14 protein-coding genes and 4 pseudogenes are annotated in these 16,069 nt (G+C 70.8%); 8 read left to right on the forward strand and 10 right to left on the reverse strand.

What is annotated here, in order from left to right; all coding sequences use genetic code 11:
- Positions 1-26 precede the first annotated feature (26 nt).
- Complete coding sequence (locus B124_RS35480) at positions 27-1,121, reverse strand: IS630 family transposase (RefSeq protein ID WP_496501572.1); 1,095 nt, start codon at positions 1,119-1,121, stop codon at positions 27-29.
- A 392-nt stretch (positions 1,122-1,513) separates the two neighbouring features.
- Between B124_RS35480 and B124_RS35485 the strand changes: the two genes are divergently transcribed.
- On the forward strand, positions 1,514-1,813 hold the full coding sequence (locus tag B124_RS35485; RefSeq protein WP_496507151.1) for a hypothetical protein: 300 nt from the start codon (positions 1,514-1,516) through the stop codon (positions 1,811-1,813).
- A 281-nt stretch (positions 1,814-2,094) separates the two neighbouring features.
- Here the strand turns inward: B124_RS35485 and B124_RS35490 are convergent, their stop codons facing one another.
- Complete coding sequence (locus B124_RS35490; RefSeq protein WP_496507152.1) at positions 2,095-2,343, reverse strand: SCO4226 family nickel-binding protein; 249 nt, start codon at positions 2,341-2,343, stop codon at positions 2,095-2,097.
- A gap of 341 nt (positions 2,344-2,684) precedes the next feature.
- Between B124_RS35490 and B124_RS35495 the strand changes: the two genes are divergently transcribed.
- Positions 2,685-3,473: a hypothetical protein gene (locus B124_RS35495; protein ID WP_496507153.1), complete on the forward strand. Its 789-nt coding sequence runs from the start codon at positions 2,685-2,687 to the stop codon at positions 3,471-3,473.
- A gap of 345 nt (positions 3,474-3,818) precedes the next feature.
- On the opposite strand, the gene B124_RS35500 is transcribed toward B124_RS35495, so the two are convergent.
- The 3 genes and pseudogenes from B124_RS35500 to B124_RS35510 all read right to left on the reverse strand — a co-directional run.
- Positions 3,819-4,586 carry an SDR family NAD(P)-dependent oxidoreductase gene (locus B124_RS35500; RefSeq protein ID WP_496507154.1) on the reverse strand — a complete coding sequence of 256 codons (768 nt, stop codon included), beginning with the start codon at positions 4,584-4,586 and terminating at the stop codon, positions 3,819-3,821.
- A gap of 461 nt (positions 4,587-5,047) precedes the next feature.
- Positions 5,048-5,686: pseudogene (locus B124_RS35505) on the reverse strand (SDR family NAD(P)-dependent oxidoreductase); the annotation flags it as partial.
- Between the two features lie 329 nt (positions 5,687-6,015).
- Positions 6,016-6,255 (reverse strand): annotated as a pseudogene (locus B124_RS35510) (MmyB family transcriptional regulator); the annotation flags it as partial.
- On the opposite strand from B124_RS35510, the pseudogene B124_RS35515 reads away from it, so the two are divergent.
- A pseudogene (locus B124_RS35515) lies at positions 6,238-6,408 on the forward strand (IMP dehydrogenase); the annotation flags it as partial. The pseudogenes B124_RS35510 and B124_RS35515 sit on opposite strands and share 18 nt — an antisense overlap.
- A gap of 66 nt (positions 6,409-6,474) precedes the next feature.
- On the opposite strand, the gene B124_RS35520 reads toward B124_RS35515, so the two are convergent.
- From B124_RS35520 to B124_RS35530, 3 genes are all read right to left on the reverse strand, one after another.
- The gene (locus tag B124_RS35520; RefSeq protein WP_496507155.1) at positions 6,475-7,749 is read right to left on the reverse strand and encodes an MFS transporter; all 1,275 of its coding nucleotides are present in this window, start codon (positions 7,747-7,749) and stop codon (positions 6,475-6,477) included.
- Between the two features lie 6 nt (positions 7,750-7,755).
- Entirely contained in the window at positions 7,756-8,862 is a 1,107-nt protein-coding gene (locus B124_RS35525; protein ID WP_496507156.1) for a flavin monoamine oxidase family protein, read from the reverse strand.
- A gap of 83 nt (positions 8,863-8,945) precedes the next feature.
- The gene (locus B124_RS35530; RefSeq protein ID WP_496507157.1) at positions 8,946-9,986 is read right to left on the reverse strand and encodes an alcohol dehydrogenase catalytic domain-containing protein; all 1,041 of its coding nucleotides are present in this window, start codon (positions 9,984-9,986) and stop codon (positions 8,946-8,948) included.
- A 206-nt stretch (positions 9,987-10,192) separates the two neighbouring features.
- On the opposite strand from B124_RS35530, the gene B124_RS35535 reads away from it, so the two are divergent.
- On the forward strand, positions 10,193-11,074 hold the full coding sequence (locus B124_RS35535; RefSeq protein WP_496507158.1) for a LysR family transcriptional regulator: 882 nt from the start codon (positions 10,193-10,195) through the stop codon (positions 11,072-11,074).
- Between the two features lie 237 nt (positions 11,075-11,311).
- Entirely contained in the window at positions 11,312-11,593 is a 282-nt protein-coding gene (locus tag B124_RS35540; protein ID WP_496507159.1) for a hypothetical protein, read from the forward strand.
- A 186-nt stretch (positions 11,594-11,779) separates the two neighbouring features.
- Here the strand turns inward: B124_RS35540 and B124_RS35545 are convergent.
- Positions 11,780-11,890 (reverse strand): annotated as a pseudogene (locus B124_RS35545) (DNA-binding protein); the annotation flags it as partial.
- 121 nt (positions 11,891-12,011) lie between these two features.
- Between B124_RS35545 and B124_RS35550 the strand changes: the two are divergent.
- The 3 genes from B124_RS35550 to B124_RS35560 all read left to right on the forward strand — a co-directional run bounded on the left by B124_RS35550 (position 12,012) and on the right by B124_RS35560 (position 14,786).
- Positions 12,012-12,545 carry a hypothetical protein gene (locus B124_RS35550; RefSeq protein WP_496507160.1) on the forward strand — a complete coding sequence of 178 codons (534 nt, stop codon included), beginning with the start codon at positions 12,012-12,014 and terminating at the stop codon, positions 12,543-12,545.
- 326 nt (positions 12,546-12,871) lie between these two features.
- Complete coding sequence (locus B124_RS35555) at positions 12,872-13,627, forward strand: chitinase (protein ID WP_496507161.1); 756 nt, start codon at positions 12,872-12,874, stop codon at positions 13,625-13,627.
- A 127-nt stretch (positions 13,628-13,754) separates the two neighbouring features.
- A complete protein-coding gene (locus B124_RS35560; RefSeq protein ID WP_496507162.1) occupies positions 13,755-14,786 on the forward strand; it encodes a chitinase in 1,032 nt (343 codons plus the stop codon).
- A 90-nt stretch (positions 14,787-14,876) separates the two neighbouring features.
- Here B124_RS35560 and B124_RS35565 read toward each other — a convergent pair whose 3' ends face one another.
- Complete coding sequence (locus B124_RS35565) at positions 14,877-15,944, reverse strand: IS110 family RNA-guided transposase (RefSeq protein WP_496501959.1); 1,068 nt, start codon at positions 15,942-15,944, stop codon at positions 14,877-14,879.
- Positions 15,945-16,069: the final 125 nt, after the last annotated feature.

Raw genomic sequence — 16,069 nt, forward strand, 5'->3', positions numbered from 1 at the left:
CCTAGTGTCTCGTGATCTGGTCTGTGTTACTTCGAGTTGTTTCGCACGAGTTTCTTGACGTTGGTCTGGGTGAGGCGGACCTTCGCGAGGATCTCGTTGGCGGTCGCGGTCCAGGTGAACGGCTTGGCCGTCTCGTTCCAGTTGTTGATGTAGTCGCGGATCTGCTTGATGAGGACGTTGACGCTGGCGAAGGTGCCGCGGCGGATGGACTGCCGGGTGATGATCCCGAACCAGATCTCGATCTGGTTCAGCCACGACGAGCCCACGGGGGTGAAGTGGAAGTGCACGTGCGGGTTCTTCGCCAGCCATGCCTTCACCTCCGGGGTGGTGTGTGTGGAGAGGTTGTCGAGAACCACGTGGATCTCTTTGCCGGTGTGCGGCCGGGTGGCGTTCTTCAGGAAGGCCAGGAAGTTTGTTCCGTTCCGGTTCGGCCGGCACTCGCCGACGACCTCGCCGGTGGCGACATTGAGCGCGGCGAACAGGTTCGTGGTGCCGTGCCGCACGTAGTCATGGGTGCGCTTCTCGGTGGCCGCGAAGGCCACCGGCAGCACCGGCTGGGTCCGGTCCAGCGCCTGGACCTGCGTCTTTTCGTCGACCGACAGCACCACGGCGCCACCGGGCGGGTGCAGGTACAGCCCCACCACATCGGCCACCTTTTCCGCGAACGCCGGGTCCTTCGACAGTTTGAAGGTGCCCGAACGGTGCGGCTTGAGATTCTCCTCGCGCCAGATACGGGCGACGTAGTGGAAGGACACCGCGATGCCCTCCCGCCGCTTGAGGTAGTCGGCCAGGGTGCGCGTCGACCAGTGCGACAAGCCTGTCTCCGGCGGCGGGGTCGTCTTGGTCAACGCGATCACACGGCCCCGGGTCTGCGGCGGCACTTGCTCTTTCCCGCCGCCCGGGCGGCGATTGACCAATCCGGGGATGCCCCGCTGCACGTAGCGGGCCCGGTAGCGGTCGACCGTGACCGGCACAACGCCGGCCAGCTCCGCGACGTCCTTGCGGCGACGACCCTCCGCGAGCCACAGCAAGATCTGAGCCCGACGTGCCACATCCGCCGGAACATCCCGAGAAGCTGCCAATTCCCGTAGTTCGTCCCGCTGTTCAAAAGAGAGATCCATGCCCTGTCCAACGCGCCAACGACCGTCAGGTAACTACAACCGGATCACGAGACACTAGGCTCACGATAAACAAGAATGCCATGCAGAGCATGCCCGCGACCGCAGAAGAGTTACGGGCGGTCGCCACACAATGCAGACCGCCACAGGCGGGTGTGGTCCACGGCATCAGCTACGTCTTTCGTCTCACCGACGCCGGGCGCTCCTGTCGGGATGCGGAATCCTTTGCCGAGGAAACGGCGGCGGCCGGGGAAGGCACGTTGGCCTCGGGAAAGGCGGCGCGAATCCCGCGTGTACACCCACTGGCGCACTCGGGATGCGAAGCCCCGGGATCGCGATGACGATCGACAGGTGGGCACGGGCGTGCCCAGAGGCAAACGAGAGGCGGAGAGACCATGAGGGTGTTGCTGACCGCTCAGATGGACACCGAGAAGGCGAACCAGGCGATCACGGACAACACGCTCCCCGAGACGATGTCGTCGCTGCTCGAGCAAGTCAAGCCGGAGAGCGCATTCTTCGGGGCGAAGGACGGGGTGCGTACCGCGTTCATCGTCTTCGACCTGAAGGAGCCGTCCGACCTGCCCTCCGTCGCCGAACCGCTCTTCCAGAAGCTCGGCGCCAAGGTGACCGTCATGCCCGTGATGAACTTCGACGACGTTCGGGCCGGTCTGCAGAAGAAGTACGGGTCGAGCTGACCGCCGACGCGTTCTGATCGGGCTCGCGGTGCACTCTGGTGGCCGCCGCGGGATATGCGGCGCGGTCCGCTCCCGCAGAGGCCCCCGAGGAGGCGCTGACGACACCCAGATGCTCTGGGTGGGCGCGGGGGACTCCGCACCGCGCGGCGGCGACTGAGGCCAAGAGCGCACGAGGGCACTGCGCCCCCGTCCCCCGACCGGGCCGGCACCGATCCCAGCCGGCCGAGTTCGGGGGTCGGGCGGGTACGCAGGGCCGTGCCGGGGTCGAGCCGGGCACGGTGTCAGGCTGTGAGCGGCACCGGATGGATCTCGTCCGCCGGGTGGCCGGCGCGCTCGTGAATGCGCATCACCGCCTCCGCCGACGGCGCCTCCGACAGACAGTAGACCTCGCCGGACTGAGGGTCCGCCCAGGCTTGCTTGAAGTGCACCTGCTCCTCGGCCTCGATGGCCCGGTCCGCGCGGTGCGCTTCCTGCAGTTGCTCGCTCGAGATCCCCTTCATCCCGTGGTGAACGTCCATGAACTCGGCCATGATCATGCACCTCCTGATCGTCGGTACCTCCATACTGCACCCGGCATCGGAAGCGCACCTGACGGGCGACTCAGCGTCATCGACCGATCTCCCAGGGTGGTCGAACGGGAGGTCGGCGGCCCGAGCGGTCCTTTGGTTCACACCACCGAGCCGGGGGCTGTCCCCGCGGCCCGTACCGCGGCGCGTCGGCTGGCAATGCGCCCCGGAACGGGAGTGCTCTTCGGGTCATGTGACAGACCCGGGTTCGCCCGCCGACCGGCGAGGCACCGATCGCTCCACTGCGCGCTTCGCGACAATGACCCGTAAGACATCTAAAACCAGACGAAAGGTGTAAACGCGGCATGGCTGACGGCCGGCTCACCCTCACCGCGGTCGACACCGGACAGGTACCCCCGCTGCTGGCCCTGGCGGCCCTGGTGGTCACCTTCCTCGTCACGCGCGGCATCACCCGCATGATCCGCGCCGGCCGGGGACCGTTCCGAAACGTCGACCCTGGCGGGATGCACATCCACCACGTGGTGCCGGGGGTCGTTCTCATGGTGATCGGGGGCTTCGGCGCGGTCTTCGTGGAGGGAGGCGTGGTCGCCAAGTCCGTGGTCGCCATCGTGTTCGGCATGGGCACGGGTCTGGTGCTCGACGAGTTCGCCCTGATCGTCCACCTGCACGACGTCTACTGGAGCGAGCAGGGCCGCGCCTCGGTCGAGGTCACCGTGCTGACGGCCGTGGTCGTCGGCATGGTGCTGATCGGCTCGTCCCCCTTCGACGTGGACGACCAAGGAGGGCCGCAGCAGCAGGGGGTGCTCCTGTGGGCGGTCAACCTCGTCATCGGCACCCTCATCGCCGTGGTCTCCTTCGCCAAGGGCAAGTTCCGCATGGGCGTGCTCGGCGTGGTCATCCCCCTGGTCGGAGCGGTCGGCGCGATCCGACTGGCCCGCCCCAAATCGCCCTGGGCGCACCGCTTCTACACCCGCCGGCCGCACAAGCTCGCCCGCGCCACCCGCCGCGCGGCCCGTCACGACGCCCGCTGGGACGGCCTGCGCACCCGCTTCCAGAACGCCATCGCCGGCGCCCCCAACCAGCCCCGGCAGCAGAGCCGGGACCAGGACGGCCCTCCTCCGCCGCCCGAGTGATCCTCGGCGGGGAATTGCCATTGATGCCCTATTCGGTGGTGCGGAGAGCGGTGCAGTGAGCGGGACGGGTCTCGGCAGCCGGGACTCCCCGCCCGCTACGTCACGCCCTTGCCCAAGGGCGGTCGCCGCCGGGGGCGTCGAGGCCGACGACCCCGGCACGTACGTCATGCAGTCCTCGGCCGGACGAGCACCAAGGGGCCCTGTTGCCGCAGTTGTACGCTCCCACGACCGGCGAGTCACTTCCGTCACCGGATGCCACATGACCACCGAGGACTCTGGGGGAGAGACGGGATGGCCGGGCGACCCCGGCCGGCGGCTCGCGTGGGGTCCGGGCGCTGGCGGGGGCTATTGCGCGGTGTACGCGCCGTCGACGGGCAGGGCGACGCCGGTGACATAGCTGGCGGCGTCGCTGCACAGCCACAGCACTGCGGCGGCGATCTCCTCGGGCCGTCCGAGCCTGCCCATCGGGATCGCGGCGATGGCGCTCTGGGGGTCGAGTTCGCCGCCGGTGGTCATCCGCTTGACCATCGGGGTGGCGATGGTGCCGGGGCAGACGGCGTTGACGCGCACTCCGCGTTGCCCGTACTGCAGGGCGACGCTCTTGGTGGCCCCGAGCACGCCGTGCTTCGCGGCGTGGTAAGTGGTGCGGCCGGCGCCGCCGACGAGGCCGCCGAGGGATGAGCAGTTCACGATGGCGCCCGACCCCTGCTCACGCATCTGCTTCAGTTCGTGCTTCATCGACGCCCAGACGCCGCGGAGGTTGACCGCGACGATCTTCTCGAACGCCTCGCCGTCCTCGTCGGCGGAGTCGGCCGGGGGCAGCATGATGCCGGCGTTGTTGAAAGCCATGTCCAGGCTGCCGAACGCCTCGACGGCCGCGGCGACGGCTGCGGAGACCTGATCCTCGTCGGACACGTCGCAGGCGATGCCCAGCGCCCGGTGGCCCTCGTGTTTCAGTTGCGCGGCGAACCGCTCGGCCGCGTCGCCGTCGAGGTCGATGATTGCGACGTTCGCTCCGGCCTGGGCGAAGGCGCGGGCGGTGGCCGCGCCCATGCCGGCGCTGCCGCCGGTGACGAACGCGGTCTTGCCGGTGAAGTCGTAGGTGACGGTCATGGGGGCGTTCTCCTTGCTGGCGGATGGTCGGAGGCAGCGGGGTTCAGGTGCGCGGCAGTTCGACGCCGGTACGGGCTGCCAGGGCGGCGAGCAACTCGTCTTGGAACTGCTCGTCGTGCACGGCTCGGTGGGGGTTCTCTGTCCGCCGGTGGCGCCGGTAGCGTCCGGAGACGAGGGCCTGGGGGGCGTCGGTGGTGGCGAGCCAGGTCTGGGTGACGTGGGCGAGGGCGCGGTCGTCGCTTGCGGAGAGGCCGCCCCTCTTCGTTCGGCGATGCCCTCGACGGTGGGCCCGCCGTAGTTGCCGCCGGGTTCGGTGACGGTGACGTACAGCATGCTGTCGGGTCCGAACGCGATCCGCCCACCGTTGTGGTAGCCCGCCGCCGGCAGCCCGAGCAGCGCCGCGGTCCGGCCGCGGCGAGTGAAGTCCCGCGTGGCCATGCCGCCGCTTCGCCGACCGTGGTGCGGAACGCGCCGCGGTCACGGTGCAGGGACCAGATGCGCTCGGCGAGGGCGTCCGGCTCGTGGTCGGGCTCGCCGCCGCCGATCCCGCGGGGGATGATCAGCTGCGCGACGTGGATGCCTTCGGGGGCGAGGGCGTCGTGCAGCATCCGGCCGTAGGCGCTCTCCCCGGCGAAGGCGACGGAGGTCCCCGCCACCCTGCCGCTCGGGCGGGCGGCGCTGCCGCCGTTGATGAGCAGGATCGTGCCGCGGCCCAGCTCCCGCAGGCCCGGCAGCACGTGCTGAACCGCGGTGACCGGGCCGTACACCGACTGCTCGACGGGACCGATGAGATCCTCTGCCGTGGTCTCGAGCACCGGCTTCATGAACTCGCGCGCGGGGGCCGGGCTGAATTGAAGGACCTCGACCGGGCCCAGGCCGGCGGCTGCGGCATCGAGGGCGGCACGCAGCGCCAGCGGGTCTCGGACGTTCGCCGCATAGCCGCGGGCGGTTACACCCTCCGCGGTCAGTTCGGCGGCAAGCCGGTCGACCTTGGCCTGGGTGCGGGAGATCAGTGCGACGGAGAACCCCTCGCGGCCGAAGCGCCGGGCCGTGGCTCGGCCGAGCCCGGGCCCGGCTCCGACGATGGCGGCTGTGGCCATGATGGTCCTTCCGACAGGGAATGCCCGGGCGGGTGAACGGGCGGGAACCTGCATCCGGGTGACCGCTTCCGCGCCGGCGACGAGGCCGCATCGGCAGGGAGCCGAGACTGGTCAAGGCCGCGCAGCGGTGCCGGTCACATCCTCCATGGTGCGCAGCAGATCACGTTCACCACGGTAGGCAGCAGACGACGCGGCCGGGAGTCCCCCGGAGTACCCCCACCAGGCGGGACTCCCCCGCGTAAGGAGGGCCGGGTGCCACAGATCATGAGCCTTCCCGTGACTTGCAGCGTACGGCGCGAGCCCGAACCTCTCGGCCACACGCCCCTCCGTCAGCCGCGGTGTTTCGAGCGCTTCTCGTCCGAGGTCGCCTCAGCCGCCTCGTGCTCGTCGCTGGCTGCCCACGAGGCGAGCAGCCGCATCCGCTCCTCCGAGGCGGATCCCGGCTCGGCGGCGTAGATCGTCAGGGTCAGGCCGGGCTCGGCCTCCGTCTCCATGCCCTCGTAAGCCAGCGTCATCTCGCCGACGACCGAGTGGTGGAAGGTCTTGAACTCGGCGGCCCCGCCCCCGTGCGCCGCTTCCTGCCCGAACTCATCGACCTCGTCATGACCGACCAGATCGACCCGGGCATCGTCTTCGACCTCACCCTCCCCCTCGAAGAAGCCGCCGAGGGCTACCGGGCCATGGACGAGCGTGGTGCCACCAAGGTGCTGTTCGAGCTCTGACCTCCCGGGTCGCCTCCATCTTCGCGATCTCGGTGTCGGGGCAGAGGTGGAAGCACTGCGGTGTGGTCAACGTGGCTTTCCGGCGGCGGTGGCTGCGATGGCGGGCAGGATCGCCATCGCAAGCACGCCGCCGGTGAGGGAGAGGAACGAGTAGCCGGTGGCGGCGACGACCACGCCGGAGGTGAGACCGCCGGTGGCGCCCGCGATGGCGATGGACACGTCGACCATGCCCTGGGTCTTGGCGCGGGTGGCCAGGGGGACGGCGTCGGTGATGATCGCGGTCCCGGAGACCAGGCCGAGGTTCCATCCGACGCCGAGCAGGCCCAGGGCCAGGGCGAGCAGGGCGACGGAGTCGGCGGGCACGGTGGCGGCCACGACGCCTGCGGCGAGGAGAGCGATGCCGGAGGCTGCCGCGACGGGCAGGTGTCCGTAGCGGTCGACGAGGCGGCCGGTGAGTGGGGAGGGCAGGTACATGGCGCCGACGTGGATGCCGATGACGAGGCCGGAGGCGGCGGTGCCGTGGCCGTGGGCGGCCATGTGGACCGGGGTCATCGTCATGATCGCGGTCATCACCAGCTGGGTGAGGATCATGACGAGGGCGCCGAGGACGACGCCGGGCTTGCGCTTGCCGGTCTCCAGCGGAGCGGCGGGATCCGGGGCGGTGGCGGGCCGGGTGGCGTGGAGTTCGCGGGCGAGGAGCAGCGGGTCGGGGTGCAGCCAGAGTGCGAGGACGAGGGCGGCGAGGGCGTAGGCGACGCCCGCCAGGAGGAAAGGGCCGGCCAGGGCGGGGATGCCGAGGGCGGTGGCCAGGTTTCCGGTGGGGGCGGCGAGGTTGGGGCCGAGGACGCCGCCGAGGGTGGTGGCGACCAGGACGGTGGAGACGGCGCGGGCCCGGTGGGCGGGGGCGGCCAGGTCGGCTCCGCAGTAGCGGGCCTGGAGGTTGGTCGCGGTGCCGGATCCGTAGACGAACAGCGAGGCGAAGAGGAGGACCGGGCTGTCGACGACGGTGGCGGCAATGACCCCGAACGCGCCGACGGCGCCCGCGAGATAGCCGGCGGCCAGCCCCGGGCGGCGTCCGCGGGCTTGCGATATGCGCCCGACGAGCACCGCCGCCAACGCGGAGCCCGCGGTGAACAGTGCACTGGGCAGGCCCGCGAGGCCGGTCGAGCCGAGCATCTGCTCGGCGAGCAGGCCGCCGACGGTGATCCCGGCGGCGAGTCCGGCGCCGCTGAGGATCTGGGAGAGGAACAGGACGCGCAGGACGCGGCGTTGGGCCTGCGGGCGCGGGGATATGTGCTCGGGTGCGGCGAGGTCGGGCGCGCCGGTCTCGGTGTGCTTCACGTGGGTTCAGGCGGCGGAGGCTGTCGTCGCGGGCTGGGCGTTCGGGTCGGGCAGCGCGCGGAGGATGGCGTGGGCGGCGCGTTCGCCGCCTGCCAGCGCTCCTTCGATGTGGCCGGCGTAGCCGCGGGCGGTCTCGGTGGAGGCCCAGTGGAGCCGCCCGTCCAGGGCCGGGCGCTGGTAGAGGCGGTGGCCGAAGAGGGAGTAGTCGGCCACCTGCACCACCTGTGCGGGGGAGGTCCAGTGCTCGGCGCTCCAGTCCTGGACGTGCAGGGCGAGGGGCTGAGCTGCCTGCGGGCCGAAGAGCTGCGTCAGTTGTCCGGTGACCGCCGCGTGGAAGTCGGGTCCGGCGGCGCGGGCGGTGCTCGCGTGGGCGAAGCCGAACAGGGCGGCGGGCGCTCCGTCGGGGCCGGACATGTCGTGGATCTCCTGCAGCGGCCCGGTCCGGCTGAAGGCGGCACCGGCCAGGCCGCCTTGGCGCCAGAACGCCTCGGGATACTCGGCCACCGCCTTCACCGCAGCGCCCATCCACACCGGGGTCTGTTCGGCTGTACGGACGACGTCGGTGGGGAGTTGGCCGTCGAAGTCGATGCGGGCCAGGGCGAGGGCGGGCGGTACGGCGAGGACGACGTGCTCGGCCTCGATGACGGAGTCCCGGTTGTGCACGGTCAGGCCGGTCGGAGTGGCGCGGATCGCGGTGACCGGGGTGCCGAGCCGGAGGGCGCCCTCCGGCAGGGCGGCGGCGAGGGCGTCGGTGAGGGCCGCGGCGCCGGTGGTGAAGCGGTTGGAGCGGGCGTCGACCGGGTTGCCCACGAGCCGCTGCACCCCGCTCCCGTCCTGGTAGACGGCGTCGCCGGTGGTGTGCTGAGAGAAGCTGCCGAGCCCCGAGTCGGACAGGAGAGTACGCACGTGCTGCTCGTCGTCCCAGAACCAGGTGGCTCCGAGATCGAGCGGGCCGTCCGCCGCGGCCGGGGCGCTGAGCAGCCGCCCGCCGGTCCGCTCGCGCGCCTCCAGGACGACGACGACGTGCCCGGCCTGAGTGAGGATGCTCGCTGCGGCGAGGCCCGACGCGCCCGCTCCGATCACAGCGACGGACCGGGTTGTGCTCTGCGGCACGAGCGGACTCCTTTCCTTCCTGATCAGGGCCGGCGAACCGGCCCTGTACTGCTCGGGGTGGTGGGGCGTGAGGGGAGAGGCAGTCAGTCGCCCGTGGTGAGGACCATGCGGAAGCGGGCCTGCCCGGACTGCTGGGTCTTCAGCGCCTCGGCCGCCTGCTCCAGCGGCGCGGTCTGCACCCGGGGGCGTACGCCACTGGCCAGGGCGAAGCGCATGGCCTGCTCGGTGTCGGCCGGGCTGCCGGTGACGTGCCCGGTGACGTGCCGGGCGTGCATCACCAGCTTGTCCAGCGGGAGTCGGAGCGGGGTGCCGTCGAAGCCGACGACGGTGAGCCGGCCGTGTGGGGTGAGGCCGTCGATGAGCCCGGCCAGCGGCTTGCTGCTGGAGGCCGTGGACAGGATCAGCCGGGCTCCGCCCAAGGCGCGCAGCGCCTTACCGGCGTCCTCGGCGGAGCCGTCGATGTAGTGGTGCGCGCCGAGGCCGAGCGCGGTTGCCCGCTTGTCCTCACCACGGCCGATGGCGACCGTCCCGAAGCCCATGGCCCTGGCGAACTGCACCGCGAAGTGACCCAGGCCGCCGATGCCGAGGACGGCGACCCGGTCGCCGGGCTCGGCGCCGCTGTGCCGCAGTGCGTTGAACGTGGTCACACCGGCGCAGCCGAACGGCGCGGCCTCCTCGAAGGAGATCCCGTCGGGGATGCGGATGAGCGCGGCGGCGGGGACGGTGATGGTGGTGCCCCAGCCGCCCGCGTAGCTGAGTCCGGGAATCCGGCGCTCCGGGCAGTGGACCACGTCGCCCGACCGGCAGGCGGTGCAGTGTCCGCAGGAGCCGCCGAACCAGCCGACCCCGGCCCGTTCCCCGGCCTCCCAGCCCGCGACCCCAGCGCCGGCCTCGGCGACGACGCCGGCGACCTCGTGCCCGGGGGTGATCGGGAAACCGCAGGCGGGTGACGGGTTCGCGGCCATGCCGGCGTCGGCCCCGCAGATACCGGATGCCTTCACGTCCAGGCGCACCTCACCCGGGCCCGGCTCGCGCGGCTGCACGGCGGCGAAGCGCACCGGCCCGCCGGCTTCGGTCACCTGGGCGGCCCGGTGCACGGGGTTGTTCTCCCGGGGCACGGTCATCACTCCTCACGGGAAAGAGGGGGCGGATTCTTTACGGAAATTCCCGGTACTGTGAAACGGTCGGAGGGACACAGAGCCTGGATATTTCCTGCCGCGCCGATCCGGCGGCGCGTGCTTTGTCAACCGTAGGGCGAAGGCCCGGCGTCCGGTAGACGACGATCATGAATGCGGCTATAGCCTGACGCTGTAGCTGAGAGGGGTTCACGATGAACATCGAAGGGCTCCGGTACGCGCAGGCCGTGTCCCGGACCAAGTCGTTCAGTGCCGCGGCACGCGACTACGGAGTCACCCAGCCGGCGCTGTCGAACGGGGTGGCTCGCCTGGAGGAGGAGCTGGGCGTCAAGCTCTTCGACCGCTCGCCGCGCGGCGTCAAGCCCACGGTGCACGGCGCTCGCGTGCTGCCGGTGATCGACCGGGCTCTGGAGGCGCTGGACTCGGTCACGGTCGAGGCCCGGCGGCTGACCAGCCCGGCCACCGGGGCGATCCGCATGGGCGTCTCGCCGCTGATCGGGGCGGACCTGGTGGGCTGCGCCTTCAGCGCCGCCCGCACCCTGACCCACCCACGTGACCTGGTGCTGCGCGAGGCCGACCTGGGCCTGCTGCGCGCCGCCCTGAAGGACGGCGAGCTGGACGTGCTCCTTGTGCCCGAGGTGGAGGCCATGCCCGCCTACCGGCACCGCACCATCTTCACCGAGCCGGTCGTCGTGATCGACCCGGCGGTCGCCCCCGGCGCCGAGGGGCCGGTGGAACTGAACGACGCGGCCGGCGCGGACTTCATCCTCGTCCCCGACACCTGCGGCCTGACCACCTTCACCACACAACTGTTCCGGGACAACGACCTGCCACTGCGCACCTATCCGGGCGAGGCCGCCAGCTACCGGGTCCTGGACGAGTGGGCCCGCCTCGGGGTGGGGGCCGCCCTGCTGCCGAGCTCCAAGGTGACGCCGGACCATGCCAGGTGCCGCCCGCTGGTGCGCGGCGGCGCTCCGGTGGAGATGTCCTACGAGGCGGTCTGGGGCCGCGACAATCCGCTCGGCGCCGATCTGGAGGAGTTCGTCGGCTTCCTTGCCGACTCCGCCGGACGCTAGCTGCCCCCGGCAGGACGGCGAGGAGCTTGCCGGTCAGGCCGCGGGCCCGCCGTCGGCTGCTCCTGCTCCTGCTCCTGCTCCTGCTCCTGCTCCTGCTCCTCGGCGAGTGATACGTGTTGGCTATATCCGCATCACTAGAGAGCTTCTACCGGTGGCCTTCGCAGCGACTTACCTTTGTCTCGTCCGAACCGCCCGCGGAAATCCCCGCGAGCGCATTCCGACGGGAAAGGATGCGTCATGGCATACCTGGAGATCACCCTGAAGGTGGCGGAGGAAAACCGCGTCGCGGCGGCCGGCGTGTACCGGAAGTACAAGCAGCCGTTCCTCGACACCGTCCCGGGCGCCGAGTCCAAGGAACTGCTCGTGCGCGACGAGGACGTACAGGTGCTGCACGGCTTCACCACTGCCGGCAAGGCCCACGCCTATCTCGACAGCACCCTGTTCCGGCAGGACGTCGTCGGCGGCCTGGCGCCGCTCCTCGCCGCCGACCCCGAGGTCCGGATCTACGACACCGTCTGACGGCCCCGGACGGACCGCCGCACCCCACACGGCGCCCCCGGTCCTCCCGTAACCCCTCACCCGCACCGCTTTTCCTCAGGAGCACGGCATGTCCCGCACCACCATCGGCCTCACCGGCAAGAAGGCCGTCATCATCGGCGGCGTCATGGCGGGACGGAACTGACCTGCCCCGAGCGAACGCCAAGCTCATACGTCCTTGATCTGTACGCGGTCCCCGCACAGCTTCGACCAGTCGTCGCGGTCCGAGGCCAGCACCAGGACGGGAGCCGGGACTCGGAGCGCCATCGCGGCGACGAGCCTGCAGGTCACAGGCTCGCGGTCGAGTTCCGAGAGGCGCAGTCGGCGGTGTTTCGGGCGGTGGCAAAGCGGGCGCCAAGGCGTTGTCCGCGCGCGGCTGTGAACCCGGGAGAGTATGGCGGTGACAGACATCGACCTGTACAGCCAGGTGGTACGGCAGGAAGGCATCGGGGGCGCAACCGCGGGCTCCGCGCCGGATGAGTGGGCGCGGGCGCTGCCCGGTGACTTTCTGGAGGACAAGCGCAAGAAGTTCATGCGCTGGGACTACGGGCTCGTCGAGGTCTTCTTCGAAAGAGTCGACCGGCGGTGGAGTTGCTCCGGCTTCACGGTCCAGGTCCACCGGCTCGCCGGCGCGGGCACGGATTCCGTCCCCCCGTACCTGCGGGAGACGTACGGCGATTTCCGCGGCAGTGTCCTTCTGGAGGAACTGACCGCTTCCCTGGCGGCTGGGGGCATACCCCTCACCAGGGTGGCGGACTACGCCGACAAGGAGTTCGGTCAGTTCACCTCACCGAGCGGCAGGGTGGCGGTGTACGTTCTCACGGATCCGCTGCCGGACGCGGAGCACCGGGTTCCCCGCGGAGGGATCTGGTCGATCTCCGTCACGCCCGCGCAGTCGCCACCGAGCTGCTGGGACGTGGGACGTGGCCCGTGAGGCCCAGACCGCGGTCGGGCGGCGGCGGGCCGAGGACGCCGGCGGCCCCGCGGACCGCCGTCGCGAATCCAGGCGCTGCTGACCGCCCGCGGCGAACACCGCAGCGCCGGCCGAACCTGAACCGGGGGCCCATGCTCACGAAGCGCTTCTGACACTGGCCGGCGCCCCGGCGAAGCAACCCACGCCCGCGCCGAAGCCGACAAGTCGACCTGACCAAAGTCATTGGTCTACACCTTGTGTTGGTGCAGACCAAGTGATTGACTGCGCCCCGTCAAGCTCCAACTCCGGTGTACCCGCCGGTGACCCCCCACCAGGAGAGTGATGAGGTGCTGAGGAAACTCGGAACAAAAGTCAAAGCCCTGCTCGCGATCGGGGCCCTCGCCGCGGCGCTGGCCGTGGTGCTGCCCGTAACCGCGTCGGCCGGTGAGGGCGGCGAAGGAGGTGCGGACGACGCCGTGGCTGCGGAGTTCATCGTCACCGAGGCGCAGTTCGAGCAGATGTTCCCGGGGCGGAACCCCTTCTACACGTACCAGGGGCTGACCGACGCGCTCAGCGCGTACCCCGCGTTCGCCAACACCGGCGACGAGACCACCAAGAAGCGCGAGGCCGCCGCCTTCCTGGCGAACGTCAGCCATGAGACCGGCGGGCTCGTGCACATCGTCGAGCAGAACGAGGACAACTACCCCCACTACTGCGACGCGTCGCAGTCCTACGGCTGTCCCGCCGGGCAGGCCGCGTACTACGGGCGCGGGCCCATCCAGCTCAGCTGGAACTTCAACTACAAGGCCGCCGGCGACGCCCTCGGCATCGACCTGCTGAACGACCCCTGGCAGGTGGAGCAGAACGCCGCCGTCGCGTGGAAGACCGGCATCTGGTACTGGATGACGCAGTCCGGGCCCGGGTCGATGCCCGCGCACGACGCCATCGTCGGCGGCCACGGGTTCGGCGAGACCATCCGGGCCATCAACGGGTCGATCGAGTGCAACGGCGGCAACCCCGCCCAGGTGCAGAGCCGGATCGACAAGTACACGCAGTTCACGCAGATCCTCGGGACCACCCCCGGTGACAACCTGAGCTGCTGAGCCGGCCGCCGGCCGGCCCCCATCGACCACGGCCGGGCGCGGGCCCGTTCCGCCCTTCCCGGGGCGGGTGCCGCGCCCGGCCGTCCCCGACCCCCGAAGTAACCACCCCCCCCACCCGGAGGCAGTTGTGGCACGCGTACGTACACACAAGTTCCGCAAGACGCGCAAACGGCTCGTCAGCGCCCTCGCCGCAGCGGCGCTCACCGCCGGCGGGCTGGTCGCCCTGGCCGTCAGCGAGGCCGCCGCCGACCCCGAGCCGGCCGCACGCGGCGCCGCCGCCGTGCCCGCGCACGCCGTCACCGGCTACTGGCAGAACTTCGACAACGGCGCCACCGTCCAGACCGTCGCCGACGTCCCCGAGGCGTACGACATCGTCGCCGTCGCCTTCGCCGACGCGACCGGCAGCCCCGGTCAGGTCGACTTCACCCTCGACCCGGCGCTCGACTACACCGAGGACGCCTTCAAGGCCGACATCGCCGCCAAGCAGGAGAGCGGCAAGTCCGTCGTGATCTCCGTCGGCGGCGAGCGCGGCGCGGTCGCCGTCAACGACGCGGCGTCCGCGGACGCCTTCGCCACCAGCATCCTGTCGCTCATGGACGAGTACGGGTTCGACGGCGTCGACATCGACCTGGAGAACGGCCTCAACTCCACGTACATGACGCAGGCGCTGGAGGCGATCCACGCGGGTGCCGGGGACGGCCTGGTGGTGACGATGGCGCCGCAGACCATCGACATGCAGTCGCCGGACAACGAGTACTTCAAGACGGCGCTGAACATCAAGGACTTCCTCACCGTCGTCAACATGCAGTACTACAACAGCGGTTCCATGCTGGGCTGCGACGGCCAGGTCTACTCCCAGGGCACGGTCGACTTCCTCACCGCGCTCGCCTGCATCCAGTTGGAGAACGGCCTCGACCCCTCGCAGGTCGGCCTCGGCACGCCCGCCTCGCCGCAGGCGGCGGGCGGCGGGTACGTGGATCCGGGCGTGGTGACCGACGCGCTCGACTGCCTGACGCGGGGCACCGGCTGCGGCTCGTTCACGCCGGAGAAGACGTACCCCGGTCTGCGCGGCGCGATGACCTGGTCCACCAACTGGGACGCCAGCAACGGCAACGCCTGGTCGGACAAGGTCGGGCCGCACGTCGACGAACTGCCGTAGCCGTACGGCACGGAAACGGCGGGGCCGGCCGGGGCTTCTCGTCCCGGCCGGCCCCGCCCCCGTTTCCGCGGCGGAAGCTCCTATAGATCGTCAAGCGGCTTGTGTGAGCTGTTCAGTGGTGATCTGAGGGCAGGGCAGGTGGTGGTAGACCTCGCGGGCGACGAACCGTTTCAGGCAGCGGACGATGTCCTTCTTCGTCATGCCTTCGGCGGTGCGTCTGGCGACGTAGTCGCGGGTGCGCTGGTCGTAGCGCATGCGGACCAGCACGATGGTGTGCAGAGCGCGGTTGGCCTGCCGGTCGCCTCCCCGGTTGAGCCGGTGGCGGTGTGTGCGGCCCGATGACGCCGGGATCGGGGCGGCGGCGCACAGGTGCGCGAAGGAAGCCTCCGAGCGCAGGCGGTCGGGGTTGTCGCCGGCAGTGGTCAGCAACTGTCCCGCGGTCTCGGGGCCGACGCCGGGCAGGGCAATCAGCCGAGGTGCGCCCTGGGTGACCAGCGGGCCCAGATCGGCGTCAGCTTCGGTGATCTCCTCGCAGAGCCGCTGATAGCGGCGGGCGAGCCTGCGCAGCGTGATCCTGGCCGCGTGCTGCGGATCGGTGAGGTCGCCGGCCGGACGGGACCGGGCCAGGGTGTCGATCAGCTCGCCGGTGGCCAGACCTCGCAGTCTCTCGCGGACCGCCGCGGGCGCCGTCACGATGAGATTGCGGATCTGGTTGATGGTCTGGGTGCGAGCTTTGACCGCCGAGCTGCGGGCCACCCGCAGGGTGCGGATGGCCTCTACGATCCCGTTGCGGGTCTTCGGCGTGCCCGAGGCCCGGCCGGAGAGCACGGCGGTGGCAGCGGCGTAGGCGTCGACCGGGTCGGACTTGCCGTTGTCCCGGCGGGCCTTGCGGTCGGGGCGGTCGACCTCGACGACGGTGACGCCGTTGGTGGTCAAGAAGCGGGCGGCCTCGGCACCGTAGGCGCCGGTGCCCTCCAGGCCCACCGCCAGCAGTTCGCCGTGCGATCGGAGCCAGTCCAGCAACTGCTGGTAGCCGTCCGGGGTGGTGGGAAACGCCTTGGTGGCCAGGTGCCGGCCGACCGTGTCGATCACCGCGGCCTGGTGGACGTCGGTNTGGGTGTCGATGCCGCCGATGACCGCTGTCTCGTCTGCTGCCATGCTGGAGCCTGATGTCCTTCCGAACGACGCGTACAGGAGGGCACGCGCCGGTCGGGCAGACGGACAAGACAGTGATGGGACCTTTGGCCGGGCTCCTATGAAGTCACAGATGCCCGACCGGCCAC

This window comes from Streptomyces sp. CNP082 (assembly GCF_059570535.1).

Excerpts from the sequence above, each read along its gene's own strand:
- B124_RS35480 (WP_496501572.1), bottom strand. The coding sequence starts at position 1,121 with ATGGATCTCTCTTTTGAACAGCGGGACGAACTACGGGAATTGGCAGCT.
- B124_RS35540 (WP_496507159.1), top strand. The coding sequence starts at position 11,312 with ATGGCATACCTGGAGATCACCCTGAAGGTGGCGGAGGAAAACCGCGTC.
- B124_RS35490 (WP_496507152.1), bottom strand. The coding sequence starts at position 2,343 with ATGGCCGAGTTCATGGACGTTCACCACGGGATGAAGGGGATCTCGAGC.
- B124_RS35530 (WP_496507157.1), bottom strand. The coding sequence starts at position 9,986 with ATGACCGTGCCCCGGGAGAACAACCCCGTGCACCGGGCCGCCCAGGTG.
- B124_RS35500 (WP_496507154.1), bottom strand. The coding sequence starts at position 4,586 with ATGACCGTCACCTACGACTTCACCGGCAAGACCGCGTTCGTCACCGGC.
- B124_RS35485 (WP_496507151.1), top strand. The coding sequence starts at position 1,514 with ATGAGGGTGTTGCTGACCGCTCAGATGGACACCGAGAAGGCGAACCAG.
- B124_RS35535 (WP_496507158.1), top strand. The coding sequence starts at position 10,193 with ATGAACATCGAAGGGCTCCGGTACGCGCAGGCCGTGTCCCGGACCAAG.
- B124_RS35495 (WP_496507153.1), top strand. The coding sequence starts at position 2,685 with ATGGCTGACGGCCGGCTCACCCTCACCGCGGTCGACACCGGACAGGTA.